Annotated in this window: 24 protein-coding genes and 1 pseudogene; 13 read left to right on the forward strand and 12 right to left on the reverse strand. The window is 64.3% G+C overall.

Annotation, left to right across the window (positions count from 1 at the left end; all coding sequences use genetic code 11):
- Positions 1–16: 16 nt before the first annotated feature.
- The gene (locus tag AC629_RS03785; RefSeq protein WP_084803446.1) at positions 17–1,528 is read right to left on the reverse strand and encodes a replicative DNA helicase; all 1,512 of its coding nucleotides are present in this window, start codon (positions 1,526–1,528) and stop codon (positions 17–19) included.
- Positions 1,529–2,070: 542 nt separating this feature from the next.
- Between AC629_RS03785 and AC629_RS03790 the strand changes: the two genes are divergently transcribed.
- Positions 2,071–2,277: a transcriptional regulator gene (locus AC629_RS03790; RefSeq protein WP_084803447.1), complete on the forward strand. Its 207-nt coding sequence runs from the start codon at positions 2,071–2,073 to the stop codon at positions 2,275–2,277.
- Between the two features lie 3 nt (positions 2,278–2,280).
- On the opposite strand, the gene AC629_RS03795 is transcribed toward AC629_RS03790, so the two are convergent.
- A complete protein-coding gene (locus AC629_RS03795; RefSeq protein WP_084803448.1) occupies positions 2,281–3,531 on the reverse strand; it encodes a cyclopropane fatty acid synthase in 1,251 nt (416 codons plus the stop codon).
- 277 nt (positions 3,532–3,808) lie between these two features.
- Between AC629_RS03795 and AC629_RS03800 the strand changes: the two genes are divergently transcribed.
- The 3 genes from AC629_RS03800 to AC629_RS03810 all read left to right on the forward strand — a co-directional run bounded on the left by AC629_RS03800 (position 3,809) and on the right by AC629_RS03810 (position 6,022).
- Positions 3,809–4,834, forward strand: coding sequence for a hypothetical protein (locus AC629_RS03800; protein WP_084803500.1), 1,026 nt, complete (start codon positions 3,809–3,811; stop codon positions 4,832–4,834).
- Positions 4,835–4,946: 112 nt separating this feature from the next.
- On the forward strand, positions 4,947–5,543 hold the full coding sequence (locus AC629_RS03805; protein ID WP_084803449.1) for a TetR/AcrR family transcriptional regulator: 597 nt from the start codon (positions 4,947–4,949) through the stop codon (positions 5,541–5,543).
- 11 nt (positions 5,544–5,554) lie between these two features.
- Positions 5,555–6,022 (forward strand): PaaI family thioesterase, encoded by a 468-nt coding sequence (locus AC629_RS03810; protein ID WP_084803450.1) that lies wholly within the window; start codon positions 5,555–5,557, stop codon positions 6,020–6,022.
- Positions 6,023–6,057: 35 nt separating this feature from the next.
- Here the strand turns inward: AC629_RS03810 and rplI are convergent, their stop codons facing one another.
- The 4 genes from rplI to rpsF form a co-directional block, all read right to left on the reverse strand.
- Positions 6,058–6,657 carry a 50S ribosomal protein L9 gene (gene rplI / locus AC629_RS03815; RefSeq protein WP_084803451.1) on the reverse strand — a complete coding sequence of 200 codons (600 nt, stop codon included), beginning with the start codon at positions 6,655–6,657 and terminating at the stop codon, positions 6,058–6,060.
- A gap of 48 nt (positions 6,658–6,705) precedes the next feature.
- Positions 6,706–7,683, reverse strand: a complete 978-nt coding sequence (locus AC629_RS03820) for a YybS family protein (protein WP_084803452.1) — start codon at positions 7,681–7,683, stop codon at positions 6,706–6,708.
- A gap of 127 nt (positions 7,684–7,810) precedes the next feature.
- Positions 7,811–8,050, reverse strand: coding sequence for a 30S ribosomal protein S18 (gene rpsR, locus AC629_RS03825; RefSeq protein WP_007592020.1), 240 nt, complete (start codon positions 8,048–8,050; stop codon positions 7,811–7,813).
- A gap of 5 nt (positions 8,051–8,055) precedes the next feature.
- Positions 8,056–8,547 (reverse strand): 30S ribosomal protein S6, encoded by a 492-nt coding sequence (rpsF, locus tag AC629_RS03830; protein WP_084803453.1) that lies wholly within the window; start codon positions 8,545–8,547, stop codon positions 8,056–8,058.
- A 339-nt stretch (positions 8,548–8,886) separates the two neighbouring features.
- Here rpsF and AC629_RS03835 point away from each other — a divergent pair, with 339 nt between their 5' ends.
- From AC629_RS03835 to gmk, 9 genes and pseudogenes are all read left to right on the forward strand, one after another.
- Entirely contained in the window at positions 8,887–9,594 is a 708-nt protein-coding gene (locus AC629_RS03835; protein ID WP_084803454.1) for a TetR/AcrR family transcriptional regulator C-terminal domain-containing protein, read from the forward strand.
- Positions 9,595–9,596: 2 nt separating this feature from the next.
- Positions 9,597–10,622: a fatty acid desaturase family protein gene (locus tag AC629_RS03840; protein WP_084803455.1), complete on the forward strand. Its 1,026-nt coding sequence runs from the start codon at positions 9,597–9,599 to the stop codon at positions 10,620–10,622.
- A gap of 174 nt (positions 10,623–10,796) precedes the next feature.
- Positions 10,797–11,756 (forward strand): ACP S-malonyltransferase, encoded by a 960-nt coding sequence (gene fabD, locus AC629_RS03845; protein ID WP_084803456.1) that lies wholly within the window; start codon positions 10,797–10,799, stop codon positions 11,754–11,756.
- Between the two features lie 103 nt (positions 11,757–11,859).
- Entirely contained in the window at positions 11,860–12,597 is a 738-nt protein-coding gene (gene fabG, locus AC629_RS03850) for a 3-oxoacyl-[acyl-carrier-protein] reductase (protein WP_084803457.1), read from the forward strand.
- Positions 12,598–12,909: 312 nt separating this feature from the next.
- Positions 12,910–13,149 (forward strand): acyl carrier protein, encoded by a 240-nt coding sequence (locus AC629_RS03855; RefSeq protein ID WP_008130699.1) that lies wholly within the window; start codon positions 12,910–12,912, stop codon positions 13,147–13,149.
- Between the two features lie 108 nt (positions 13,150–13,257).
- The gene (fabF, locus tag AC629_RS03860; RefSeq protein WP_084803458.1) at positions 13,258–14,523 is read left to right on the forward strand and encodes a beta-ketoacyl-ACP synthase II; all 1,266 of its coding nucleotides are present in this window, start codon (positions 13,258–13,260) and stop codon (positions 14,521–14,523) included.
- Between the two features lie 126 nt (positions 14,524–14,649).
- The gene (mltG, locus tag AC629_RS03865; protein ID WP_084803459.1) at positions 14,650–15,915 is read left to right on the forward strand and encodes an endolytic transglycosylase MltG; all 1,266 of its coding nucleotides are present in this window, start codon (positions 14,650–14,652) and stop codon (positions 15,913–15,915) included.
- 116 nt (positions 15,916–16,031) lie between these two features.
- Entirely contained in the window at positions 16,032–16,919 is an 888-nt protein-coding gene (locus AC629_RS03870) for a YicC/YloC family endoribonuclease (protein ID WP_084803460.1), read from the forward strand.
- Positions 16,920–16,922: 3 nt separating this feature from the next.
- A pseudogene (gene gmk / locus AC629_RS03875) lies at positions 16,923–17,583 on the forward strand (guanylate kinase).
- Here gmk and AC629_RS03880 read toward each other — a convergent pair.
- The 6 genes from AC629_RS03880 to AC629_RS03910 all read right to left on the reverse strand — a co-directional run bounded on the left by AC629_RS03880 (position 17,516) and on the right by AC629_RS03910 (position 24,767).
- Positions 17,516–18,754, reverse strand: a complete 1,239-nt coding sequence (locus tag AC629_RS03880; RefSeq protein ID WP_084803461.1) for a hypothetical protein — start codon at positions 18,752–18,754, stop codon at positions 17,516–17,518. The pseudogene gmk and the gene AC629_RS03880 overlap by 68 nt on opposite strands.
- Positions 18,755–19,662: 908 nt before the next feature.
- The gene (locus AC629_RS03890; protein WP_084803463.1) at positions 19,663–20,163 is read right to left on the reverse strand and encodes a DUF1269 domain-containing protein; all 501 of its coding nucleotides are present in this window, start codon (positions 20,161–20,163) and stop codon (positions 19,663–19,665) included.
- Positions 20,164–20,880: 717 nt separating this feature from the next.
- Complete coding sequence (locus tag AC629_RS03895) at positions 20,881–21,939, reverse strand: alcohol dehydrogenase (RefSeq protein ID WP_084803464.1); 1,059 nt, start codon at positions 21,937–21,939, stop codon at positions 20,881–20,883.
- 25 nt (positions 21,940–21,964) lie between these two features.
- Positions 21,965–22,819: a 16S rRNA (adenine(1518)-N(6)/adenine(1519)-N(6))-dimethyltransferase RsmA gene (gene rsmA, locus AC629_RS03900; protein WP_084803465.1), complete on the reverse strand. Its 855-nt coding sequence runs from the start codon at positions 22,817–22,819 to the stop codon at positions 21,965–21,967.
- A complete protein-coding gene (pdxA, locus tag AC629_RS03905) occupies positions 22,819–23,832 on the reverse strand; it encodes a 4-hydroxythreonine-4-phosphate dehydrogenase PdxA (protein WP_084803466.1) in 1,014 nt (337 codons plus the stop codon). Before pdxA ends, rsmA begins: the two co-directional genes overlap by 1 nt.
- A complete protein-coding gene (locus AC629_RS03910) occupies positions 23,832–24,767 on the reverse strand; it encodes a SurA N-terminal domain-containing protein (protein WP_084803467.1) in 936 nt (311 codons plus the stop codon). Before AC629_RS03910 ends, pdxA begins: the two co-directional genes overlap by 1 nt.
- Positions 24,768–24,815 lie beyond the last annotated feature (48 nt).

Here is a 24,815-nt window from a genome sequence, read left to right on the forward strand (position 1 = left end):
GTTTGGTTCAAGAAACTCAGTAATCGTTACCGCTGCGAGCCGGCAGCTGACTGTCAGGCGCGAGGTCGCCGAACCGCGTGACCGAGGCTTCGAACGCCAAATCGACGGTGCCTGTCGGGCCGTGGCGCTGCTTGCCGATGATGACTTCGGCCTTGCCGTACGCAAGGTCCATGTCCAGGCGCCATTTCTCGTGCTCGGGCGTGCCCGGGCGCGGCTCCTTCATCGCGAGGTAGTATTCCTCACGGTAAACGAACAGCACGACGTCGGCGTCTTGCTCGATTGATCCGGATTCACGCAAGTCGGAAAGCTGCGGCCGCTTGTCGTCGCGGGATTCGACTTGGCGTGAGAGCTGGGACAGCGCGATTACCGGAACGTTGAGCTCCTTGGCGAGCGCCTTCAGGCTGGTCGTAATCTCCGTGATTTCCTGGACGCGGCTGTCGCTGGCGCGCTTGCCCGAGCCGGACAGCAGCTGGATGTAGTCGATCACGAGGAGATCGAGGCCCTTCTGGCGCTTCAGCCGGCGCGCGCGTGCCATGAGCTGCGCGATCGACAGGCCACCGGTTGCGTCGACATAGAAGGGCAGCGACTGCAGCTCGATCGAGACTTCCCGGATCTTGTCGAAATCGGCTTCCGAGATGCCGCCGCGGCGGATGTGGGAAGAGGGAATGCCGGTGCGCTCGGCCACGATACGCGTGGCGAGCTGGTCGGCCGACATTTCGCAGGAGAAGAAGCCGATCACGCCGCCATTGGCGGCCTTCATGGTGCCGTCGGCCTGGAGCTCGCCGACATAGGCCTTGGCGACGTTGTAGGCGATGTTGGTCGCCAGCGACGTCTTGCCCATGCCGGGACGTCCAGCGACGATGATGAGGTCGGAATGCTGCAGGCCGCCCATCTTGGTGTCGAGGTCGCGCATGCCCGTCGAGATGCCGGACAGCTTTCCGTCGCGCTGGAACGCCTTTGCCGCGAGATCGACCGCGACCGCCAACGCCTGCGAGAATTTCTGGAAGCCGCCGTCATAGCGACCGGACTCGGCGAGCTCGTAGAGACGGCGCTCGGCGTCCTCGATCTGCGCCCGCGGCGCAAAGTCGACCGGGGCGTCATAGGCGACATTGACCATGTCTTCGCCGATACCGATGAGGTCGCGCCGCAACGCAAGATCATAGATGGTGCGGCCGTAGTCCTGGGCGTTGATGATGGTGGTCGCTTCGGCCGCGAGCCGCGCCAGATATTGCCCGATGGTCATGCCGCCGACATCGGTATCGGCCGGAAGGAACGTCTTCAGCGTCACGGGCGTGGCAATCTTGCCCATCCGGATCAGGCTGCCGGCAGTCTCGAAGATGGTCTGGTGCAGCGGCTCGAAATAATGCTTCGGCTCCAGGAAGTCGGAGACCCGGTAGAAGGCGTCGTTGTTGACCAGGATCGCGCCCAGAAGGCTCTGTTCTGCCTCGATATTGTGAGGCGCGCTCCGGTAGGCGGGAGTTCCGGCTTCGGGCGCGAGTTTGAGGACGTTCGAATCAGTCAGGGCCATGGTCGAGCGATAGCAATTTTTTTGGGGCGGATGCGGGGTCGGGATAAAGCGCCGCCTCAGCTCAAAGCGGAAGCGAAAGCTGATCGCTATCAACCGCTCAGTTAAAATGGTGGATGGTTAGCAGCCGCAGCATGGGCAGCGCTTGACGGATTTTCGCGGAACTCGCCGCGGCCGCGAGGGCGCCGCGGAAATAATCGGGCTGCGATGAACCTTCTGGATTGGGGCGCAGACGTACCCAAGAGCGCGCGAAATGACGCACGCCGGGAGCTTTCGGCTCGGGTTCAGACCAGCAGGAGGTAGACCAGCGCAACCAAGGCCGCCCCGACGCCGGTGGCGATCAGGGCGTAATCGGTGCGGAGATCGTCCTGCACGTCGAGCGAGGTTTGGGTCTCTTTGCTCATAGCGACGGTCTAAGCCAGGGCCGACCAGAGCAATGTGAAGCAGATCACATCTCTCCGGATTCTTTCGGGGTTAGGACGGGAACAGGCTAGCGGGCAGGGAATTATCTCCCGCGACCCGCCATCAGGAAGACGAGGCAGGCAATGCGGCCAGAACGGCAGCAGCAGATTTGGCGAAGCGAGGCGGGCAGCCGGCTTTGGCTGTCCGGGCTGATCGCCGCTATGCAGCACGCTGAGCGGCCCGAAATCCGCCGCCAGCCGGTTGCGCCGGAAATCCTGGCGGAGCTGCGGGCGCAACTGACGTTAACAGCTTCTTTCCGGACCCTCCCGATCTCCACGCTGCGTCACTAGCGCTTATTCACCAGCCAGCTTCAGCTTGGGCTTGGCGCCGCGTTCGCGGGCCCGCAGCCGGGCTTCCTCATGCGCGACATAGTCGCGGGTCATCGGCACGATGCCCTGGCGCTTGGTGAGCTGAATCTGGAAGTTCATCATGCCCTGCTTGCGGAAGGTCATCTCGCAGGCCGCCAGATAAAACTCCCACATCAGGGCGAAGCGCTCGTCGTAGAGCTGCACCGCCTCCTCGCGTCGCGCCATGAAGCGTTGCCGCCACGCCTTCAGCGTCTCGGCATAATGCAGGCGCAGGATCTCGATGTCGCAGACCAGCAGACCAGCGCGCTCGATCGCCGGCAGCACCTCCGACAAGGCGGGGATGTACCCGCCGGGGAAGATGTATTTCGCGATCCAGGGATTGGTAGAATCCGGCCCCTGCGAACGGCCGATCGAGTGCAGCAGCATGACACCGTCCTCGCTCAGGAGCTCGGCACAGCGCTGGAAGTAGGCGTCGTAGAACCTCGCTCCAACATGCTCGAACATGCCGACCGAGACGATGCGGTCGAACGGGCCCTCGATGTCGCGATAGTCCTGGAGCAGGAATTTGGCTGACCCGGTCAGGCCTTTCTCGGCTGCGCGCGCATTGGCGACCTGCAACTGTTCGGTCGACAGCGTGACGCCGGTGACGTCGGCGCCGGCGATCTCGGCGAGATAGAGACCGAGCCCACCCCAGCCCGAGCCGACGTCGAGCACGCGCTGGCCGCGCCTGACCAGCAGCTTTGCGGTCACGTGCCGCTTTTTGGCGAGCTGCGCATCGTCGAGCGTCGTCTCCGGTGTCTCGAAATAGGCGCAGCTATATTGCTTGTCGGCATCGAGGAAGAGCGAATAGAGCCTTGCGTCGAGATCGTAGTGGTGCGCGACATTGCTGCGCGAGCGCGAGCGTGGGTTGAATTGCTTCAAGTGCCGCGTCAGGTAGCGCAGGTGCCACCACGGCTTCGCCCACTGCGGCAATAGGTCGGGTTGATCGAGCAGGATCGCGAGGGCATCAGCTATGGTGCCGCGCTCGACGACGAACTCGCCGTCCATGTAGGCCTCGCCAAGGCCGAGCTCGGGATTGATGAGAACCCTTCGCTCTGCGTCCGTAGTGACGAAGCGCACCTCGACCGGTTCGCCGGAGCCGTCGCCGACCGTGAATCTCGATCCGCTAGCCGTGGTCACCGTCATCGACCCGCGGCGGATGAATTGAGACAGGAATCTACGCAGCAATCGGTCCATCGACACCTTCCTTTCGGGCGACCCCGAAAGATGCGACTAACCCGGCCTCCAGAACTGACGCGCAGGCACCGCAGCGGTTCCTATGCGTTTGCATGTAAATCTAGGAAAAAAGTAGCAGGGCGCTATTGCGCTGTAGTCAATGCCGATATTCCAAAAGCGCTTACTCACATCCTTGCGCGCGGAGCCTGCTTCCATTCACGGCTCAATCGGCTAAAAGGTGACCGCCGCCGCGCCAGATTGCTGGCTGCACTCGCGGAATTCAATGGAGATGATGGGAATGTCGAGCCGAGCGCTCAGCCTCGCGACGGTATTGCTTCTGATCGGCTTCGGTGCAACCGACACCGTTTTTGCGCAGGCGACGAACCTCGAGGCCGGTAAAAGCCCGTCCCAGCTTTTCGCGCAGACGTGTAATGCATGCCATAAGAGCCCGCGCGGCCTTCTGAAATCCGTGGCGCCGGGTTCGCTGCCCGGATTCCTGCGCCAGCACTACACCACGAGCTCGGACATGGCGGGCATCCTCGCCTCCTACCTCGTCTCCAACGGCGCCACCGACACCCGCTACCAGGCCAAGGACGGCAAGGACAAGAAGGACGGCGCCAGGGATAAGGAAGCCAACACCGCTCCAGGCCAGACGCCCGAACGTCAAGGACGCCGCCTGCGCGCCCAGGAGGCCGCCAAGCCGGAAGGCGAGCCTACCGCGCCCGAGAGCACGCGCCAGAAGCGTGCTACCCGGCCGGCCGAGGAGGGGGCGAAGGAAGGCGTGAGGTCCGAGGGGCCGGCCACCAGCGAACGCCCGCCCGAGGGCCGCAAGGCCAAGCGCCAGAGCAAGCGCGGCAAGCTGGAGACCCAGGAGGCGCCGAAGGTCGACGCTGCGGCGCCGGCCACCGAAGAGAACAAGAGCGAGCCGAAGCCCGAAACGAAGCCTGAGACCGCCAAGGTCGAGCCCGGTCGCGACGATGCCAAGCCCGACAGTGGTAAGGCGTCAGAAAAACCTGCTGAGCCCAAGCCGGAAAGCGCAAAGATCGAGCCGCGCGGCAGCGAGGCTCCGGCGCTGCGGCCGGATCCGTTGCCGCAGGTGACCCCGCCGGCTTCTGCGGCGAAGCCCGACGAGCCGGCCGCGCCCAAGTCGGTTGACACCAAGTCGGTGGACAAGCCAGCGGAAGAGGCTGCTCCCAAGCCGGCAGCGCCTGTCGCAAGCTCCGAACCGGCGGCCAAGCCGCAAGAGGCTGCGCCACCCGCGACCGCTTCGGCCCCACCGCCGGCTGAGTCCTCGGGACCGCCGGTGCCGCCGATCTCGCGATAGGCCAACCCACATTTTCTGACCGACATGCGGAGGCCGCGATCATCGCGGCCTCCGCATCGTCTTGACCGCGATTGGAGTATTACTCTAGAGAAATGCTCTAGGAGAATTTTGGATGACGGCGAGTGTGCGTGAGGACCTGTTGGCGGCGGGGCTCGCGGTGTTCGACCGCGTTGGCTTCGAAGGCGCGACGGTGGCCGCGATCCGCGCCCGCGCGCGCGCGTCCAATGGCAGCTTCTTTCATGTCTTCGGATCGAAGAAGGAGCTGGCCGGTGCGCTATTGCTGGACGTACTGCGGCACTATCACGCCGCGGTGCTGGCCGCGCTCGATCCTGTCCCCGATGCGGAGCAGGGCATCGATCGCCTGATCCGGGCTCACCTTGACTGGGTCGTGTCGAGCCGGCGCGAGGCGCGCTATCTCTTCGAGCTATCGCGCAGCGATTGGGACGAGGATGTCCGCGATGCCCGGCGCGCGCAGAATGCGCGCCTGGCCGAAGGCATCGAGCGCTGGCGCGCGCCATTGGTCGCCAGGGGTGAGCTTCTGCCGATGACGCCGGTGATGTTCGTCAGTCAGCTCATTGGCCCGGCGCAGATATTCTGCCGCGCGTTCCTGTCGGGACGCGACCGCGCCGATCCGCGCAGCGAGGCCGATACGCTGATCGCCTGCGCCATCCGCGCGCTGCGGCCTTCTGAACGCGTCAACAAAGAATAAGGAGTAGTGTCATGCGAGCCGAAGCAGATCCCGGATTTGAGCCGATCGCAGAGTTCATCCACGCCAATGTCGGCCGGCAGGGTTTTATGAATCTGGTCGGGGCCGAGCTCTCGGAATTGTCGCGCGGCACCTGCACGATTGCGGTGGAGCGTCGGCCCGAGCTGTTGCAACAGAACGGCTTCTTCCACGGCGGCGTCACCGCGTTCCTGGTCGACAACGCCACCACGATCGCGGCGGCGACATCGCGCGGCCAGCCGGCGCTGACCGCGGAATACAAGCTCAATCTGTTGTCGCCGGCGGTCGGCGACAAGCTGATCTGCCGGGCCAGGGTGATCAAGCCAGGCCGCCAGGTCGCGGTGGTGGCGGCCGACGTGTTCTGCGTCAGCGACGGTATCGAGAAACATACGGCAACGGCGCTGGCCTCGATCGCGATGCTGAGCGAGGAGGTCGCCGCCAAAACGAAAAGCCCGGCCGCCTGAGGCGACCGGGCTTCGCAGCCTGCGTAACGCGAGGCTTACTTCTCGGTCTCTTCCGCAGCCGGCGCCGGCTCGTCGTGCTGGGCTTCCGGATCGAAGAACTCGCCGGCAGCGGCGATCGCTTCGGCCGCAGCGTCGCGGTCTTCGTTGCGGGTCGAGATGTCCTCGCCGCGGTTGATGCGCTCGGCCTCGTCCTGGCTGCGCGCAACCGTGACGGTGACCTCGACCTCGACCTCGGGGTGCACGGCGACGGTGATGCTGTGCTTGCCGATGGTCTTGATCGGCGCGTCGAGCTGCACCTGCGGACGGGCGAGCGACACGCCGTCAGCTTCGAAAGCGGCAACCACGTCGCGCACCGTGACCGAGCCGAACAACTGACCGGCTTCCGAAGCCTGACGGATCACGATGATGTTCTTGCCCTCGATCTTCTCGGCGACCTTGGACGCCTCGGCCTTGGACTGGAGGTTGCGGGCCTCGAGCTCGGCCTTCATGCCGTCGTACCTGGCGCGGTTGTCGGCGGTGGCGCGCAGCGCCTTGCCGCGCTTGAGCAGGAAATTGCGGGCATAGCCGTCGCGAACCTTCACGACTTCGCCCATCTGGCCGAGCTTGTTCACGCGTTCCAGCAAAATGACTTCCATATTCGTTCTCCTTTGAAGTGTTGAGTGAGGTGGATTTGCGGGTTGAACCTAAGGTGTTGGCAGCGGCGGCGGCTGGCAGCTCCGCAGGAAGCGCTCGCGGAAGCCGAACACGGCATCCGCAAGGCCGAGGATCACCATCGCGATGACGGGCCATCCGAACACGACGACAACGGCGTAGGTCGAGCCGAGCCAGAAGGTACGGCTCTTCAGCGCGAGCGTCAGCGTATGCAGCACGGCGAAGCCGGTCAGCGCGTAGCCCATCATCAGCGCCGCCGTCGTGATCTGCGCGAAGATCGCGAGCAGCCCGCCGGTGAAGCAGAAGGCGAGCGCGACGCAGAGCGCCACAAGCGTCATCGGCGGCAGCTCCGCCGTCCTCATAACCGGCCAGGGACGACGCAGCCGGCCCGACGTCGCCGTCACCTTGGCGCTGAGCCAGAGGTTGAGCGTCAGCGTCATCATCGCGACGATGGTGGCGGCGGCAGGCGCGATGCGCACCAGTGCGTCGACGAGCTGACCGGCTTCGCCTGAGGTTTGCGGATCGGTGGCGCGGAGGAGACGCATCAGGCCGCGTTGCAGCGTGCCGGTGATGGTCTCTGCGTCGGTGCCGAGCGTGAGCAGGGCGGCTATCGTGGTCAGCGTGGCGAAGCCCGCGATCCACAGCAGGATGCGGCCAACCGGATACCACTCGAGCTCGGGCTCGGACGTCGGCTCAGCGCCAGCGCCCGGCGCGCCAGGTCCCACCTGCCGGCTGAGCAGGACGAGATGGCCGAGCCACCAGGCCGGCAGCGCGACGGTCACGGCAAAGGCGATGCAATAGGGCAGGCCGAACAGCGCACCGAGTCCGATCGCGGCAGCGATGCCACCGAGGCTCGCGCAAAGCGGTCCCCAGCCGATCGAGGCGACCATCAGCGGCAGCGGTGCGAGATAGAACAGGACGAGCGAGATCAGCGCGCCCGAAACGATCGAGGCGAACATCAGGGCCGACGCAGCGCCGGCGATCAGGGCTATCAGTCCAAAGGCCATCATCAGCTGTCCCGCTCCCTTCGAGCGGTTAGAGGCATCTCGCCCCAACCATCGGCGACCGGACGACCCGGAAGCCTTATGAAACTAAAGAGTACGGCCGGCGGCGGTATCGCCGCCGGCCGAGTTCGTCTTAGCGAATGACGTAAGGCAGGAGGCCCAGGAACCGCGCGCGCTTGATGGCGCGGGCGAGCTCACGCTGCTTCTTCGCGGACACCGCGGTGATGCGGCTCGGCACGATCTTGCCGCGCTCGGAGACGTAGCGCATCAGCAGCTTGGAGTCCTTGTAGTCGATCTTGGGAGCATTGGCGCCCGTGAACGGGCAGCTCTTGCGACGACGGAAAAACGGACGGCGTGCACCAGCTTCAGCCATTGTTCTTACTCCCCTTCCGTCGTTTCAGCTTCTTCGCGCGGACGGCGCGGACCGCGGTCACCGCGGAAGCCGCCGTCGCGATCGCCGCCACGGAAACCGCCCTCGCGGTCGCCACGGAAGCCGCCTTCACGCTCGCCGCGGAAGCCGCCACGGTCGTCACGCTCGCGATCGCGGTCGGCCTTGCGCATCATCGCGGACGGGCCTTCCTCGAGTTCTTCGACGCGGACGCTGAGATAGCGGATCACGTCTTCGCTGATGCGCTCCTGGCGCTCGATCTCGGCGATCGCCGCGGACGGCGCGTCGATGTTGAGCAGCACGAAGTGCGCCTTGCGGTTCTTGTTCATGCGGTAGGTGAGGGAGCGAACGCCCCAGTTCTCGGTCTTGGTGACCTTGCCGCCGAGACCCTCGACGATGCCGGTCATCTGCGTGGTCAGCTCTTCGACCTGCTGCGTGCTCGCGTCCTGACGCGCGAGAAAGACATGCTCATAAAGAGGCATGGAAGTCCTTTCCTCATGTTGGCGCATCGCCCGGCGTCAAGCCCTTAAGAGACCTTCGGAAAGGACTCTGGGATTAAGCTCAGAAGGCGGAAACACGGGACGACGGGCCGACTGGCCCTGCCACACCAAAATCACGAGTGATTTGTTGAGACCGTCCGTTCAGCTCCCGGCCGGGGTCTGCGGATGCGCGCCTTATACGGATTTTGGCCGGCTTTGCAAGGTTGGGGAGCCAGGTTTCGGGCCCGGGGGACCCGCAGGCGGCCCAGGACCGACCCTTCCATGGTACCAGCTTGATTTATTTGTTTGTATGGCATACAAATAAGGCCACGGGAGGATTCAATGGCAGACAAATCTGCTCATGCGCCATCTGAATCGATAGTCGGAGATCCCAAGCACGCCGTCCGGGCGACGCGCTCTGCCGGCCGCAAAATGCGGTCGCTCCTCTTGGATGCGGCAAGCCCGTTGTTCCGGGAGAGGGGGCTGTCGGGCGCCTCGATCACCGACATCGCGGCCGCCGCGGACGCGTTCCCGAGCCAGATCACCTATTACTTCCGCACCAAGGAGGCGCTGTTCGTCGAATGCGCCTGCCGCGATCTGTTGTACCTGGCGCGGGCGACGGAGCAGGCGGCGCTGAAGGCGCGCACGCCGCGGGAGTACACCCACGCGCTGGCCGAGACCGTGACGGCGAGCGATTCAGTCGCTTTCTTCGCCGAGGCCCTGATACTGACTAGGCGGCGCCAGGATCTTGCGCCACTGGTCGAGCGCACCATCGAACGACTGCACAGCGAGGGCGCGCGCGCCTATGCCGGCCAGGTCGTTCGGCACGGCTGGCGCTCCCTGCGCGCGCCCGACGAAAGCTCGCGGCGGTTCTGGGCCGTCGCCGTCGGCGTCATCCTCGAAGGCTATGCCATGGGCCGTTCGCCGGGCGAATTATGCGCCGAAATGCTGCGCGTGCTCGGCGAGCAGGCGAAATCCACTGGCGATACTGCACGCCTGCGCCTCGTCGACGAGCGCGACGGATCAACCAGTTCGGATGAGGAGAGTTAGCCATGACCGCGCTTCGCATGCGTGCCCGCGATTTCCTGACCGACGGCCAACTTGCCGACGTGCGCCAACGCGTGACCTGGAAGGGCGTCGCGCTGATCGCGCATGCCTGGGCGCTGATCATTGGTGCGATCGCGTTGGTCGCATGGTGGCCCAATCCGATCACCTACATTCTTGCGGTCGCCATCATCGGCTCGCGCCAGCTTGGGCTTGCGATCCTGATGCATGACGGAGCGCATGGTTGCCTGTCCGCGGACGAGAAGACCAATCTGGCCCTGAGCCAGTGGTTTTGTGCTTATCCTCTCTTTGCGGAGACGCGCAGCTATCGGCGCTATCACCTTCAGCATCATGCGCGCACCCAGCAAGAGGACGATCCTGATCTCGTGCTGTCGGCGCCGTTTCCGATCACGAAGCTGAGCTATCGCCGCAAGTTCATTCGCGATATCACGGGGCAGACCGGCTACCAGCAGCGCAAGGCGCAGCTGCTCAACGCGCTCGGGCCGAAGGACTGGCCGTGGCGCCAGCGCGCCGTGCATTTCTGGGAGAAGCTCGGCCCGCAATGCCTCGTCAATGCCGTGATGTTCGCAGCGCTCGCGGCGGCCGGCGTGTGGTGGGCCTATCCGCTGCTATGGCTGGTGCCGCTTTTGACGTGGATGATGGTGATCACCCGCATCCGCAACATCGCCGAGCACGCCGTCGTGCCCGACAGCCATGATCCGCTGCGCAACACCCGCACCACGCATGCCAATTTTCTCGAGCGCCTGTTCATTGCGCCGTACTACGTGAACTATCACCTCGAGCATCATCTGCTGTTTTACGTGCCCTGCTACAATCTGCCGAAGGTGCACCGTCTGCTCAGCGAAAGCCGGCATGCCGGCCGCATGGAGGTGCAGCCGGGCTACGCCGCCGTGCTACGGCTCGCGACAGCAAAGCCCGACCAGGAGGACCGTCCCGGGCAATTGGTGAACAGCGCGCGCCGCGCGCGGGCGGGGGCGGAGGTCGATGCCAATCAGACCGCCGGTGGGTTTTGAGGGCCGGCATCCCCGGTTGAATGCCGGTCGAAGTATCCATCTTGGCTTGACATTCCAGCCCCGGACGGTGTCTACGGCCCCCTTTGACGCATGATCCGGAACCATGGCCTAAGGCCGTGCGTAATCGGCTGCTGGTTCTCGCAGGGATCACGCTCGACAAGCAGGGGAGCGCCGATGACGGCTGCATTCACATTTCCTGGGCAGGGTTCCCAGGCAGTCGGCATGGGCAAGGCCCTGGCCGACGCCTTTCCGGCGGCGCGCGCCGTGTTTGACGAGGTCGATTCCGCGCTTGACGAGAAGCTGACCGCCATCATCTGGGATGGTCCGGCCGAAACCCTCCAGCTCACCGAGAACGCCCAGCCGGCGCTGATGGCGGTGTCCATTGCCACCCTGCGCGTGCTGGAGGCCGAGGCTGGTTTTTCCATGGGACGAGACGCGGCTTTCGTGGCCGGCCATTCCCTCGGTGAATATTCGGCGCTGGCGGCGGCCGGCAGCCTGACGGTTTCAGACACCGCGCGGCTGCTTCGCACCCGCGGTCTCGCAATGCAAAAGGCCGTGCCGGTGGGCGCTGGTGCGATGGCCGCGCTGCTTGGTCTCGACTACGAGGCCGCCATGGAAGTCGCCAAAGAGGCGGCGCAGGGGCAGGTCTGCCAGGCCGCCAATGACAATGGCGGCGGGCAGGTGGTCGTCTCCGGCGACAAGGTCGCGGTCGATCGCGCCGTTGAGATTGCCAAGGGCAAGGGCGCCAAGCGCGCGATGCTGCTGCCGGTGTCCGCACCCTTCCATTGCAAGCTGATGCAGCCGGCTGCCGACGCAATGGCGGAAGCGCTGGCGAAGGTCACGATCAAGGCGCCGGCGGCCCCGCTGGTATCGAACGTGCTCGCGAGCGCGATCACCGATCCCGACGAGATCCGCCGTCGCCTGGTCGAGCAGGTCACCGGCACGGTGCGTTGGCGCGAGTCGGTTGCCTACATGGCGGGGCAGGGAGTCACCCGTTTCTTCGAGATCGGTGCCGGCAAGGTGCTGACCGGCCTCGTCAAGCGGATCGCGGACGGCGCCGTCGGTGTTGCGGTCGGCGGTCCGAACGACATTGCCGCCGCCAAGGATGCAATGGCCGCTGCGAAGCAGGGCTAAAAGCGCGATGATTCGCCATCACGCTTCAGTTCTTTAGTTTGCGCACGATCTTTCCGGAAAACCGCTGCACATTTTTCCGGATCGTGCTTTGAAGGAGTTATCGATGTTCGATCTGACTGGCAAAAAGGCGCTCGTCACCGGAGCGACCGGCGGCATCGGCGGCGCGATCGCGCAGGCGCTGCATGCGCAGGGCGCCACGGTCGCTATTTCGGGAACGCGGAAGGAAGTGCTGGACGAGCTGGCCGGCAAGCTCGGCGAGCGCGTCCACGTGCTGCCCTGCAATCTCTCCAAGGCTGATGAGGTCGAGGCGCTGGTGCCCGCCGCGGAAGCGGCGATGGGTCAGGTCGATATCCTCATCGCCAATGCCGGCATCACCCGCGACAACCTCTTCGTCCAGCTCCGCGACGAGGATTGGGAGGAGGTCATCAACGTCAACCTGACCGCGACCTTCCGCCTGGCGCGCGCCGCGACCAAATTGATGATGCGCAAGCGCTTCGGCCGTATCATCGCCATCACCTCGGTGGTCGGTGTGACCGGCAATCCCGGGCAGGGCAACTACACCGCGTCGAAGGCCGGCCTGATCGGAATGATCAAGACGCTCGGGGCGGAATACGCCAAGCGCGGCGTGACCGCGAACTGCATCGCGCCCGGCTTCATCAAGACGCCGATGACGGATGCGCTCAATGACAAGCAGCGCGAAACGATTCTGACCAAGGTTCCGGCGGCCCGCCTGGGGACGCCGGAGGACATAGCGGCCGCCGCCGTCTACCTGAGTTCGAACGAAGCGGCCTACGTCACCGGGCAAACCATCCACGTCAATGGCGGCATGGCCATGATCTGACGTCTCGTGTCGCACTGCCCACATGGGCGGCGCGGGATGCGGCAAACGGCCGTTTCCACAGCGAAATGAGGCTTATAGTCAAGGCAATTGAAGTATGATAACCGGACGTTCAACGGATGGGCAAAGAACGCCATTGCAGGTTTTTGAAACCCTGTATATTGGCGATGCGGAGCCTTGGCCGTCGTTCGCCGGGGCCCCGCACCGGTTAGGTTGGGGCCAAATCAAAGTTCGTAAGCGAAGGCAGTCAAACGACCACGACGGCTCGTACGTCCCGGGGGGTCGGGTCTACAGGGAACAACACGAGGTTAAGCAATGAGTGACATTGGCGAGCGGGTTAAGAAGATCGTGGTCGAACACCTTGGTGTTGAGCCCGAGAAGGTTGTCGACGCTGCGAGCTTCATCGACGACCTCGGCGCCGACAGTCTGGACACCGTCGAGCTGGTGATGGCGTTCGAAGAGGAATTCGGTTGCGAGATTCCGGACGACGCCGCGGAAACGATTCTCACCGTCGGCGACGCCACGAAGTTTCTCGAGAAGAACGCGAAGAGCTAAGGCTCTTCATTTTCGCGGGGACAACATTGAAACCGGACGGGCCGCCTACCGGCGGTCAGCCGGTTTCTTGTTATTGGCCGTGAATCTTTCGATGAGGAGTTTTCGGATATGAGGCGGGTTGTCGTCACGGGTCTTGGCATGGTCTCGCCACTCGGCTGCGGCGTCGAGCCGACCTGGAAACGTATCCTCAACGGCGAAAGCGGTGCGCGCAGGATCGAGAGCTTCGATATCTCCGATCTTCAGACCAAGATCGCCTGCACGGTCGTGCGCGGCGACGGTACCAACGACACCTTCAATCCCGACAAATGGATGGAGCCGAAGGACCAGCGCAAGGTCGACGACTTCATCATCTTCGGCATGGCCGCGGCCGGCCAGGCGCTCGATGATGCCAACTGGCATCCCGAGACCGAAGAGGACAAGTGCGCGACCGGCACCATGATCGGGTCCGGCATCGGCGGCCTCAACGGCATTGCTGACACTGCGATCCTACTGAAGGAGCGCGGTCCGCGCCGTGTTTCTCCGTTCTTCATCCCGGGCCGTCTGATCAATCTTGCTTCCGGCTACGTCTCGATCGCGCACGGGCTGAAGGGGCCGAACCATTCGGTGGTCACGGCCTGCTCGACCGGCGCACATGCGGTCGGCGACGCTGCCCGCCTCATCGCGCTCGGCGATGCCGACGTCATGGTCGCCGGCGGCGCGGAATCGCCGATCAGCCGCATCGGCATTGCCGGCTTCAACGCCGCGCGTGCGCTCTCGACCGGCTTCAACGAGACGCCCGAGAAAGCCTCGCGTCCCTACGACAAGGATCGCGACGGCTTCGTAATGGGCGAGGGTGCCGGCGTTCTCGTGCTTGAGGAACTCGAACACGCCAGGCGCCGCGGCGCCAAGATCTACGCCGAAGTGATCGGCTACGGGCTGTCGGGCGATGCCTATCACATCACCTCGCCGTCGCCCGACGGCGATGGCGGCTTCCGCAGCATGTCGGCGGCGCTCAAGCGCGCCGGTCTTACGGCATCCGATCTCGACTACATCAACGCGCACGGCACCTCGACGCCGCTCGGTGACGAGATCGAGCTTGGCGCGGTGGAGCGTCTGCTCGGCAATGCCGCTTCCAAGGTGGCGATGTCCTCGACCAAGTCGTCGACCGGCCATCTGCTTGGCGCGGCCGGTGCGATCGAGGCAATCTTCGCCGTTCTCGCGATTCGCGATAACATCGTGCCGCCGACGATCAACCTGGACAATCCGTCGGTCGAGACTGCGATCGATCTCGTGCCGCATGTTGCGAAGAAGCGTGAGGTCAACGTCGCATTGTCGAATTCTTTTGGTTTTGGGGGTACCAATGCGTCGGTGATCGTCCGGCGCCTGATCAATTAATTTATGGTTGCGACGAATCCACCGTTTTGCCGTATTCGGCGATAGTCATGGAAGTGGGCGCGTGCATTTGGCTTGGCAAGCGATTGTCAGGCCGCGATTGAACCGGCAGGATTCAGGTTTGCTTCGATGAGTGAAAGGCCGCCCATTTCGCCCCGGAGTCCGCGCGCTGCGCTCGAGCCCGAGCAGGTGCCGCCGCCGCCGAAGCGATCGGACCGCGCGCGCAACCCGATCGTGATCGTCGGTAACGCCATCATCACCCTCCTGCTGATCGCCATGATCGGCGCCGGCGCTGTCTATTATTACGGCCGCCAGGTGCTGGAAGCACCCGGGCCGCTTAGGGAAGACAAGATCGTCAACATTCCGCAGCGCGCGGGCAAGCGTGACATCGCCGAGACCCTGAACAGGGAAGGCGTGTCGGACGTCAATCCGTGGGTGTTCATCGCCGCCGTGGCTGCGTTGAAGGCGAGCTCGGAGCTCAAGCCTGGTGAGTATTCGTTCCAGAAGAACGCATCGTTGCGCGAGGTCATCGCCACCATCGTCGAGGGCAAGGTGGTGCAGCACGCCGTCACGATCCCGGAAGGCCTGACCTCCGAGCAGATCGTGGCGCGGCTTTCCGATAACGACATCTTCACCGGTAGTGTCCGCGAATTGCCGCGCGAAGGTACGCTGTTGCCCGAGACCTACAAGTTCCCGCGCGGCACCACGCGCGAGCAGGTGATCCAGCGCTTGCAGCAGGCGCACAAGCGCGTGCTGGCCGAGATCTGGGAGCGCCGCAGCCAGGACGTCCCGGTCAAGACGCCGGAGCAGCTGGTGACGCTGGCCTCGATCGTCGAGAAGGAAACCGGCAAGCCCGACGAGCGCAGCCGTGTCGCCGCCGTGTTCGCCAACCGCCTTAAGCAGAAGATCAAGCTCCAGTCCGATCCGACGATCATCTATGGCCTCGTCGGCGGCAAGGGCACGCTGGGCCGCCCGATCAAGCGCAGCGAAATCACGCAGCCGTCGCCCTACAACACCTATGTGATCGAAGGGCTGCCGCCGGGGCCGATCTCCAATCCCGGCCGCGCCTCGCTCGAGGCCGCAGCCAATCCAGCCCGCACCCGCGACCTCTATTTCGTCGCCGACGGCACCGGTGGGCACGCCTTCACCGAGACCTACGACGCGCACCAGAAGAACGTCGCCAAACTCCGCGCGATGGAGAAGCAGATCCAGAACGACACGGTCGAGCCGGCCGAGGATGCGCAGCCGCCGGCCGCCACCGCGCCTGCCGATACGCCGACCGCGACCACGCCGGCGCGGCCCAACCAGCAGAAGAAGCCACCGGCTCGCCCCGCCAATCCTGCACCGGCAAGGCAGGGCGCAGTGCAGTCGTCGCCGCCGGTGGTCCAGCGCTAGGCCTCGCGCAGATCTGCCTACGGGACTTTGCGGATTCCACTTTCCTGCAAAATAGTCTTAAGATTCGCGTGCCTTGATGGCTTTGCGAATCTTGTCTTTCTGGAGAATTTCACCCGATGGCGCTGTCGTCCATGACCGGCTTTGCCCGAAGCCACGGCGTAAGCGGGCCGTACACGTTCGAATGGGAATTGAAGTCGGTCAACGCCAAGGGCTTTGACCTGCGGGTGCGTCTGCCGCAGGGGTTCGACGAGCTCGAGTCCCACGCCAAGAAGCGCGCCGGTGAGGTGCTGTCGCGCGGCACCGTCTACGCCAATCTCAACGTCAAGCGCACCAACGCCGCCGCCGCGGTCCGCGTCAACGAGGACGTGCTGAATGCCGTCCTGAAGGCCGCGACCCTGATCGCCGGGAAGGTTGACGCGGTGGCGCCGAGCATCGATGGCCTGCTCGCCATCAAGGGCGTTGTCGAAGTCGCCGAGCCCGAAGGCGATGAGGAGGAGGACAAGGCGGCGCGCGCCGCGGCCGCCGAAGCTTTCGACAAGGCGCTCGCCGACCTCGTCGAGATGCGCAAGCGCGAGGGGACTTCGCTCGCGCAGATCCTGACCCAACGTGTCGACGAGATCGAGCAGCTTGCGAAAAAGGCGGAGATCGCGCCGGGCCGCAAGCCAGAGGCGATCAAGGCCAGGCTCGCCGAGCAGATCGCCGCGCTGCTCGACACTTCCGACCGTTTCGATTCCGATCGCCTGATGCAGGAGGCGATCCTGATCGCGACCAAGGCCGACATCCGCGAGGAGCTGGATCGCATCGCCTCCCACGTCGCGCAGGCGCGCGAGCTGATCGGAAAGGGCGGCCCGATCGGGCGCAAGCTCGATTTCCTGGCGCAGGAGTTTCACCGCGAGGTCAACACCTGCTGCTCGAAGTCGAACGACATCGAGCTCACCAATACGGGACTCGCCATGAAAAACGTGGTCGAGCAGTTCCGCGAGCAGGTCCAGAATCTGGAGTGATTGATGACGACGGGCGGTCACGGAACTGACGGTGTCGAGCGGCGCGGATTGATGTTCGTGCTGTCCTCGCCGTCGGGCGCGGGCAAGACGACGCTTTCGCGTTTGTTGATCGAGCGGATGGCCGGCTTGCAAATGTCGGTGTCTGCCACCACGCGGCCGATGCGGCCCGGCGAGGTCGATGGCCGCGACTATCTGTTCGTCGACAAGCCGCGCTTCGAAGCGATGGTGAAGGGGGGACGAGCTGCTCGAATGGGCGACCGTGTTCGATAACCGCTACGGCACGCCGCGCGGGCCCGTCGAGGCGGCGCTGTCGGCCGGGCAGGACGTGTTGTTCGACATCGATTGGCAGGGCACGCAACAGCTCCGCGAGAAGGCGCGTGCCGACGTCGTCAGCGTGTTCATTCTGCCGCCCTCGGCCGACGATCTCGAAAAGCGCCTGCATTCGCGCGCGCAGGATTCCGACGAGGTGATCCGCAAGCGCATGAGCCGCGCCAGCCACGAGATGAGCCACTGGGCCGAGTACGACTATATCGTGATCAACCACGACGTCGACGAAGCCTTCGCCGAGGTGCAGTCGATCTTGAAGGCCGAGCGCCTCAAGCGCGAGCGGCGGATTGGCCTCGTCGGCTTCGTGCGGGGTCTGCAAGGTCAGCTTCAAGGCTAGGCTGCGACAGCCGCGGTCCTTCCTGTGCCAGCCGCTCCAGCATAGCCGTGATCACGTCGACATCGACAATATCGTCCATGTCTACGTGCTCATCCGCGCGTACGTCTTCATTGCGATCGACCGGCTGCTTGTCATGGACGTCGTTGGCCGCGAGCCGGGGCGCTGAAGCCTTGATCTCGAACTCTCCATTGAATTCCGCGATCTCGGCCTCGTCGGGTTCTGCTGCTTCGACGTGAGTGGAAGCGGATTGTGTTGCGATCCTGCCGATCGCGTTGGTGAATGCGGCGAGTCGCGCGGGCTGAGGACGGGCGGCATCGAAATCCACCGGCCCGGGTCGCTGCGCGCGCGGCGCGGAGGCAACCTCCGCATTGAGCCAGGGGGCACGGCTGTCGTCGTGATCCTGCGGCTCCCGATTGTCCCATTTGACGCGGCGGTGATCGCCTGCCTGCGCGCGGCCCCAACCGCCGGCGAAACGGTAGATGATGCTGGCGAGCAGACCGGCGAGCGTGAGCGCGCCGCCGACAACGAGCAGCAACATCTGGAGCGAGCCGGTCGTATTGTCAGTGCTATCCGCGGCGGCAAGCGCCACCGGGGCAGAGGATTTCGACGGCTTCGTGCTCGGCTGCGCGGCCGCCGCGACAGGAGCGGGCGCGGGCTGCGATGCCGGTTGATCGGCCGTGGTGGAGGCATCCGGCCAGCGCGTGGCGACGGCGGGCTGCTGCGTGTCGCTGTCAGGGGTGGGATTTGCAGGCTGCTGCGTCGGGGCCGGTGTCGTGGCTGCGGCCCGCGTCGGCGCAGTCGGTGTACTCGGGGCGCCGGTGCTCTGCGGCGTCCGATATTCGGCGCGCGCGTTCTGCACCGAGGGCTGTTGAGGCGCGGCTGAATCCGCTGTTGGTGTGTCGGTCGCAGCCTGCGCGGTGTGCACGGCCTTTGCGCTGTCCTTGCCGCCTTCGGCGCGCAGATACCAGCATTGCCGCTTGGTCCCGCGTTCGACCCGGTAGCGCCAGTGCTGTCCCTGTGGCGCGATCCCCTTCGGCGAGGTGAGGCAATCGGAGGCTGCGTTGGCCGGGCTCGATGCGCTCGGCGCATTCTGCGACACGGCCGCCAATGGTGCGCCGGCAATGACGCTGCCAACGAGGGCCGATATGAATTTCGCGGTTCGGTTGCCCATCCTGGTCCCCCGGTTACGCATGGAACGACGCTTGCCGGCCTTTTGTCCTCAAAGACTTGGGTGGCAATGAGCCGCAAATCCGGAGAGGATGTGGCTTGAATCGGGCCCGCACGGCGATCGTTCCGCCGTGAAATGAGGCGTTTTCTCGACGCTATTGCGGGTTCCGGTGGACGAGGTTCCCGAGCGGCCGACCGATGATGGCCAGCGTTCTCGTGGCAAACTCTCGCTGCATCCTCGTGAGCCGATCCGTCGAAGACCATACCGGTGACGTGACGGCGACTGAGGCTCCAAGAACTTCGGCTCCAAGAATTCGGGCTCCGGGAACTTCCGCGCGGACTGCAACAAACGAGACGACGACGCGTTTAGGTCGCACTACGGCTCAACCTAAGGAGGTTTTCATGGTCAAGAAGGCCCTTTTTGCGCTCAGCGTTGCCACGGTCCTTGCCCTCGCGCCGGGTGCTGCTTCCGCACAACGTGGCTTTCACGGCGGTGGATGGCACGGCGGTGGATGGGGCGGCGGCGGATGGGGCGGCGGTTGGCGTGGGGGAGGCTGGGGTTGGCGCGGACCGGCTGTGGGTCTCGGCGTAGGCCTCGGGCTCGCCAGTGCGGCCGCTTGGGGATCCGGCTGGGGCTGGGGACCTGGTTGGGGTGCTCCTGGCTGGAGCTATGCATCCTATGACAGTTGCACGAGATGGCGTCGGGTCTGGACAGGCTGGGGGTGGCGCGTCGTCCCAGTGAATGTTTGCTGGTGAGCCGCAGCGGCTTGGCGGTGGACCAAAGGGTTCACCGCCTTGTTCGATGCTTGGATTCCTTGGCATCGATTGCGCGATCGATGGCAAAGGGGATTAGGTGACTGCCCGGGACCGAACCGGTCCCAGGCTTTGCCTCGCGCGATCAGACAGCCTTGATTATGCAGCCTTGACCTGACTTGCGGCTGCGAGGGTATCGCGCAAGTGCTGTTCCTTCTTCTCGTCCAGCGAGGTCTTGAGAACGGTCCCTCCCGCATCCTTGATCTCGTTGAGAACCTTGTCGGCAGTCATGCTCTGGATCAGCAAGAACAGAACGGCATCTCCAGTTTTCACCTTCGAAGTGAGTTCCTTCATGAACGGATCTTTGATCCCGAAATCGGTCAACGCGCCACCCAGCGCGCCGGCGCCAGTGCCGATCGCCACGCCGATCAGAGGATTCAAGAACACCAATCCAAAGAGCAGTCCCCAGAAGCTGCCGCTTGCGGCGCCCATCATCGTCGTATTCACGAGCTGATTGAGTTTGACAGAGTCTTCGGTTTTCACCGCGATCACTGCATCGTTGATCGTGATCAAATACTCCTTTTGCAGCTTGAGTATTTTCTGCCGAACTTCCTCTGCTTTGGCTTCGTTTGGATAAACAATTGCGATGAGGTCTGACATTGAATCACTCCCGTATTCACCTGTAGCGCTGCCCCCGATCACGTGCACTTGTTGCGCGCGGTTGTATCTATCACAGAGCAAAATCGCTCCAGCCTGCTAATCGAACCCGTGTGTTCACAACTCGGAGATGTCTATTGTCTTCGTGCAATTGAGTAAGCGGCGTTGTCTTATGCGGCGGCGCGCAAGTGCTTTCGTCGCCAACAAGCTCGATCGTCATTGTCGCAATTTGGCGTGGAACTTCGCGAACAGCTTCTGAATTGGAAGTTTTGAGACTCAGCGCTCGCGTCTTTCCAGAACACGACTTTCAAACTCGAAAAAGCTATGCGCGCGAGCGGTCCTGAATCGGGGGCAAAGCCTCACGGGAGGAATTCATATGCCGCGTTCGAAACTATGGCTCATCTCCGCGACGACGCTACTCTCGATCGGCTTCGCTCTCTGTCCTCAAGGATCTGCCGATGCTGCCAGTTTTTGTGCGCAGTTAAGAGGGTCGAAGGCCACGGGACAACCCGACTGCTCATTCTCGACGCTGGATGCCTGTCGTGCGCGTGTAAAGCACAGGGGCGGCGGCCACTGCTATAAATTGACCCACTAGCCTGATGGGGCAATGCACGACGCATCTCTTGGTTCTCAGCGTCAATTCAGAATTGATGCGTCGAGAAGTCGAGAAAACGTCGGCGGCGGGACGTTGGGTCCCACCATGCGTCTTGGTTTTCTGTCTCAGTTCTTGAGCACGATGCGGCCCACGACCTTGCCGGCGCGCAGTTCGTCGATCCATTTCTGGACGTCGCCCATCGGCTCCTCACGCATCGGCGTCGGCTTGATCTTGCCGGCGCGGGCGAGCGCCATCAGTTCGTGGCCTTCCGCGAGCGTGCCGACCATGAAGCCCTCGATGGTCAGGCGCTTGTAGACCCATTGCACCATCGGCAGCGTGAACTGGCCGCCCATCAGGCCTGAGACGACGACCTTGCCGCCGCGCGCGGCGACTGCGACAGCGAACGCCATCGACTTCTCGTTGCCGGCAAAATCGACGATCTCATCGAAGCCGCCCTCGGTCTCCTTCAGGATGCGCTTGATCACGTCGGGCTCGGCCGGATCGTAGGCGACCGCTGCGCCGTTCTTCAGCGCGGTTTCGCGCGCGGCCGGGCTGAGGTCGGCGACCGTGATCGGCTGTTTGAACATCGCCTGTGCAAACGACAGGCCCATCATGCCGACGCCGCCGAGGCCGATCAGCAGGAGGTTGCGCTGGCGCGGACGGTCGACCAGGCGCTTGAGCGCGCCATAGGCGGTCACGCCGGAGCACATCAGGGTGGCGGCCTGGTTGACGGGCAGGGGATCGTAGTCGAGCAGGTATTTTGCGTCGGGCACCAGGACGTGGGTGGCGAAGCCGCCGTCGATGGAGACGCCGAGAAAGCGCTGCTTGGCGCAGAGGTTCTCGTCACCATTGGCGCAGTCGCGGCACTGGCCGCAGCCGATCCATGGAAACACCGCCTTCTTCGAGCCGACAAGGCTGGCCAGCACATCGGGGCCGACTTCGTCGACGACGCCGGCGATCTCGTGGCCGAGCGTGAAGGGCAGCGTCATGCCGCGCGTGGTGTCGAGCTTCTTGCCGCCGCCGAGATCGGCATAGCCGTCCTGGATGTGCAGATCGGAATGGCAGAGGCCGCAGCGCTCGATGCGCACGAGCACCTCGCGGCCTTGCGGCTTTGGCGTGTCAATGATGGTCTCGCACAAGGGCGCATCGAACTTGACCAGGGACTGCCTGCGCATCAGTGCCATATTTCTTCCTCCGAAATTCCTGTTGTCACGTTTCGCTGCGTATATCCGCCAATTCACGCGCCATGGCAACAAAGCCGGAGATGGGAATGGTCTCGGCACGCCGCGTCGCATCGACGCCGGCAGCAGTCGCAAGTCGTGCGGTATCGACGCCGAGCGATTTCAGACTCTGGCGCAGCATTTTTCGGCGCTGGCCGAATGCGGCGGCCGCGACCTGTTCGAGCAGCTTGCGATCGCAGGGGAGAGGCTCTGCACGCGGCACCAGGCGCACGACGGAAGAGGTGACCTTCGGCGGCGGCACGAAGGCGGACGGCGAAATGTCGAACAGGATTTTTGTTTCGGCGCGCCAGTTGGCGAGCACACCAAGACGGCCATAGGCCTCCTCGTCCTCGCGTGCGACGATGCGCTCGCCGACCTCGCGTTGAAACATCAAGACCATCATGTCGTACCAGGGCGGCCAGGGCTCGATGGTCAGCCAGTTGATCAGGAGCTGGGTCGCGATGTTATAGGGCAAATTGGCGACGATCTTGGCTTTGCCGCCGTCGAGCAGCGGGCGCGGGTCGAAGGTCATGGCATCGCCATGCACGATATCGAGCCGGCCGGGATAGCGCAGGGAAATATCCTGCAAGGCAGGAATCGCACGCTCGTCATGCTCGATCGCGATGACGCGTTTGGCGCCCAGTGCGAGCAGGGCGCGCGTCAGGCCGCCGGGGCCCGGGCCGATCTCCACGATGGTGGAGTCCTCGAGCGGAGCCGCGGCACGCGCGATGCGCGCGGTGAGATTGAGGTCGAGCAGGAAATTCTGGCCGAGCGATTTGCGGGCCGACAAGGCGTGCTGGCGAATGACCTCGCGAAGCGGCGGGAGGTCGTCGATCGCACTCATCAGATTTTCGTGGCCGCCATGCGGCTCGCAAGCTTCAGCGCAGCGATCAGGCTTGCGGGATTGGCCTTGCCGGTGCCGGCGATGTCGAAGGCGGTGCCGTGATCGGGCGAAGTGCGGACAAAGGGCAGGCCGAGCGTGACGTTGACGGCGTCGTCGAAGGCGACCGTCTTGATCGGGATCAGCGCCTGATCGTGATACATGCAGACCGCGCAGTCATAGGTGCTGCGCGCAGCCTCGTGGAACATGGTGTCGGCCGGCAGCGGGCCCCTAGCATCGATGCCGTCATTGCGTAGCGTCTTGAGCGCGGGCGCGATGATGGTCTGCTCCTCGTGGCCGAGCGAGCCGTCCTCGCCGGCGTGCGGATTGAGGCCGGAGACCGCGATCCGCGGCCGGGCGATGCCGAAGCGGGATTTCAGCTCGGTTGCAACGATACGGACCGTCGAGACGATCAGTTCGCTGGTGAGCTCGGACAGTGCATCGCGCAGCGAGACGTGGATCGTGACCGGCACCACGGCAAGCCGCGGCGACCACAGCATCATCACCGGCTGCGGCGCACGGCCGTCCTCTGCGGCAAGCTCGGCGAGGAATTCGGTGTGGCCGGGATGGCGGAAGCCGGCGCGGTAGAGCACGTTCTTGGCGATCGGATTGGTGACGACGGCGCCGGCGCGGCCCTCGCGGACGTCGGCGACCGCCTGTCGGATCGAGGCGAGCGCGGCCGGTGCGCTCGATGCGTCGGGCTTGCCGGGCTCGGCCGTCGCGTGCTCGCCGGTTGCGACCACGGGAAGGGCGTTAGTGAAGGCTGCTTCGGCCTCGCCGGCGCTCACGGAGGCGATCCTGATATCGGCCCCGAGCGCTTTGGCGCGCCGCGCGATCACTCCTTCGTCGCCGAGCAGATAGAACGCGGGCAGGTTCAGTTCGCGGCGCCGAAGCCAGGCTGCGATCGTGATGTCGGGGCCGATTCCGGCGGGCTCTCCCAGGGTCAGGGCGAGGGGCTTTGCAGGGGGCTTGGCCATCAGCGGTTGCGATATTCGATCATCGCCGCCTTGCGGATCTCTTCGAGATAGGCCTTCTGGGTCTTCTCGTATTTCTCGGAGTACATCTTCTCGCGGATCTCGCGCTTTTTCGGCGTGTCGATCATGGTCGGCTTGCGCGAGCACAGCACCACCATTTCGATGCCCTGCTTGGTCACTTCGGGCGCGGTCAGATGGCCGATCGGCGTGTCGTCGAGCACCTTGCGGAGCGCCTCCGGCAGGTCTGCGGTCGTCTTGGTGACGCTCTCGCGGATGGTGGCGTTCGGCGTCGAGCGGAACAGCGAGTTGGCTTCCTCGCAGCTTCCGACGCGCGCGCGGTAGCTTTCGGCTTCCTTGTGCCGCGTCTCCAGGAACGCCGGGGACGAGCCGCGCGGCACGATCAGCACGATCGGCTGCATCTTGTATTCGGTGCCCTCGATCTGGAGCTTGTCGCCGGTCTGGGCCTGCACGGCCTGCGCGACGTCACGCTCGCCGACCATCAGCTTTTCCTTGTAGCGGCCGCGCACGAGGCTGGTCCAAACCATCTCGGCCTTCATGCGGTTTTTCAGGGTCTCGGGACGGACGCCCTTGGACTCGAGCGACTTGGTGAGCTGGTCCGGCGAGATGCGCATGCGCTGGGCCATGCCTTCGTAGGACTGGTTGATGTCGGAGACGCCGGGATCGACGCCGTACTTCTTGCCTTCCTTGAGCTTCACCTTGTCGTCGATCAGCTCGTTGATGACATCCTGCCGGCTCGGCGCCTTCTGCGTCGTCAGCTGGTCGAGCTTGCTGCGCTGCTCGATGTCAAAATCAGTGATCGGATCACCGTTGACCATGACGACGACGTTCTGCGCGCGCGACGGTGAGGGCAGGCCGGTCAGGACCAGTCCGGCGCCGAAGGCGAGGAGGAGGCGGAAGACAGGCAATCGGGTCGTCATGGTTGTCGCTCGGATGTCAGCCAGGATGAGCCTGCGATTGGGAACACG

This window comes from Bradyrhizobium sp. NAS80.1 (assembly GCF_001908205.1).
In the GTDB taxonomy this organism is placed as follows: Bacteria; Pseudomonadota; Alphaproteobacteria; order Rhizobiales; family Xanthobacteraceae; genus Bradyrhizobium.

Excerpts from the sequence above, each read along its gene's own strand:
- AC629_RS03785 (WP_084803446.1), bottom strand. The coding sequence starts at position 1,528 with ATGGCCCTGACTGATTCGAACGTCCTCAAACTCGCGCCCGAAGCCGGA.
- AC629_RS03790 (WP_084803447.1), top strand. The coding sequence starts at position 2,071 with ATGCGGCCAGAACGGCAGCAGCAGATTTGGCGAAGCGAGGCGGGCAGC.
- AC629_RS03795 (WP_084803448.1), bottom strand. The coding sequence starts at position 3,531 with ATGGACCGATTGCTGCGTAGATTCCTGTCTCAATTCATCCGCCGCGGG.
- AC629_RS03800 (WP_084803500.1), top strand. The coding sequence starts at position 3,809 with ATGTCGAGCCGAGCGCTCAGCCTCGCGACGGTATTGCTTCTGATCGGC.
- AC629_RS03805 (WP_084803449.1), top strand. The coding sequence starts at position 4,947 with ATGACGGCGAGTGTGCGTGAGGACCTGTTGGCGGCGGGGCTCGCGGTG.
- AC629_RS03810 (WP_084803450.1), top strand. The coding sequence starts at position 5,555 with ATGCGAGCCGAAGCAGATCCCGGATTTGAGCCGATCGCAGAGTTCATC.
- rplI (WP_084803451.1), bottom strand. The coding sequence starts at position 6,657 with ATGGAAGTCATTTTGCTGGAACGCGTGAACAAGCTCGGCCAGATGGGC.
- AC629_RS03820 (WP_084803452.1), bottom strand. The coding sequence starts at position 7,683 with ATGATGGCCTTTGGACTGATAGCCCTGATCGCCGGCGCTGCGTCGGCC.
- rpsR (WP_007592020.1), bottom strand. The coding sequence starts at position 8,050 with ATGGCTGAAGCTGGTGCACGCCGTCCGTTTTTCCGTCGTCGCAAGAGC.
- rpsF (WP_084803453.1), bottom strand. The coding sequence starts at position 8,547 with ATGCCTCTTTATGAGCATGTCTTTCTCGCGCGTCAGGACGCGAGCACG.
- AC629_RS03835 (WP_084803454.1), top strand. The coding sequence starts at position 8,887 with ATGGCAGACAAATCTGCTCATGCGCCATCTGAATCGATAGTCGGAGAT.
- AC629_RS03840 (WP_084803455.1), top strand. The coding sequence starts at position 9,597 with ATGACCGCGCTTCGCATGCGTGCCCGCGATTTCCTGACCGACGGCCAA.
- fabD (WP_084803456.1), top strand. The coding sequence starts at position 10,797 with ATGACGGCTGCATTCACATTTCCTGGGCAGGGTTCCCAGGCAGTCGGC.
- fabG (WP_084803457.1), top strand. The coding sequence starts at position 11,860 with ATGTTCGATCTGACTGGCAAAAAGGCGCTCGTCACCGGAGCGACCGGC.
- AC629_RS03855 (WP_008130699.1), top strand. The coding sequence starts at position 12,910 with ATGAGTGACATTGGCGAGCGGGTTAAGAAGATCGTGGTCGAACACCTT.
- fabF (WP_084803458.1), top strand. The coding sequence starts at position 13,258 with ATGAGGCGGGTTGTCGTCACGGGTCTTGGCATGGTCTCGCCACTCGGC.
- mltG (WP_084803459.1), top strand. The coding sequence starts at position 14,650 with ATGAGTGAAAGGCCGCCCATTTCGCCCCGGAGTCCGCGCGCTGCGCTC.
- AC629_RS03870 (WP_084803460.1), top strand. The coding sequence starts at position 16,032 with ATGGCGCTGTCGTCCATGACCGGCTTTGCCCGAAGCCACGGCGTAAGC.
- AC629_RS03880 (WP_084803461.1), bottom strand. The coding sequence starts at position 18,754 with ATGGGCAACCGAACCGCGAAATTCATATCGGCCCTCGTTGGCAGCGTC.
- AC629_RS03890 (WP_084803463.1), bottom strand. The coding sequence starts at position 20,163 with ATGTCAGACCTCATCGCAATTGTTTATCCAAACGAAGCCAAAGCAGAG.
- AC629_RS03895 (WP_084803464.1), bottom strand. The coding sequence starts at position 21,939 with ATGGCACTGATGCGCAGGCAGTCCCTGGTCAAGTTCGATGCGCCCTTG.
- rsmA (WP_084803465.1), bottom strand. The coding sequence starts at position 22,819 with ATGAGTGCGATCGACGACCTCCCGCCGCTTCGCGAGGTCATTCGCCAG.
- pdxA (WP_084803466.1), bottom strand. The coding sequence starts at position 23,832 with ATGGCCAAGCCCCCTGCAAAGCCCCTCGCCCTGACCCTGGGAGAGCCC.
- AC629_RS03910 (WP_084803467.1), bottom strand. The coding sequence starts at position 24,767 with ATGACGACCCGATTGCCTGTCTTCCGCCTCCTCCTCGCCTTCGGCGCC.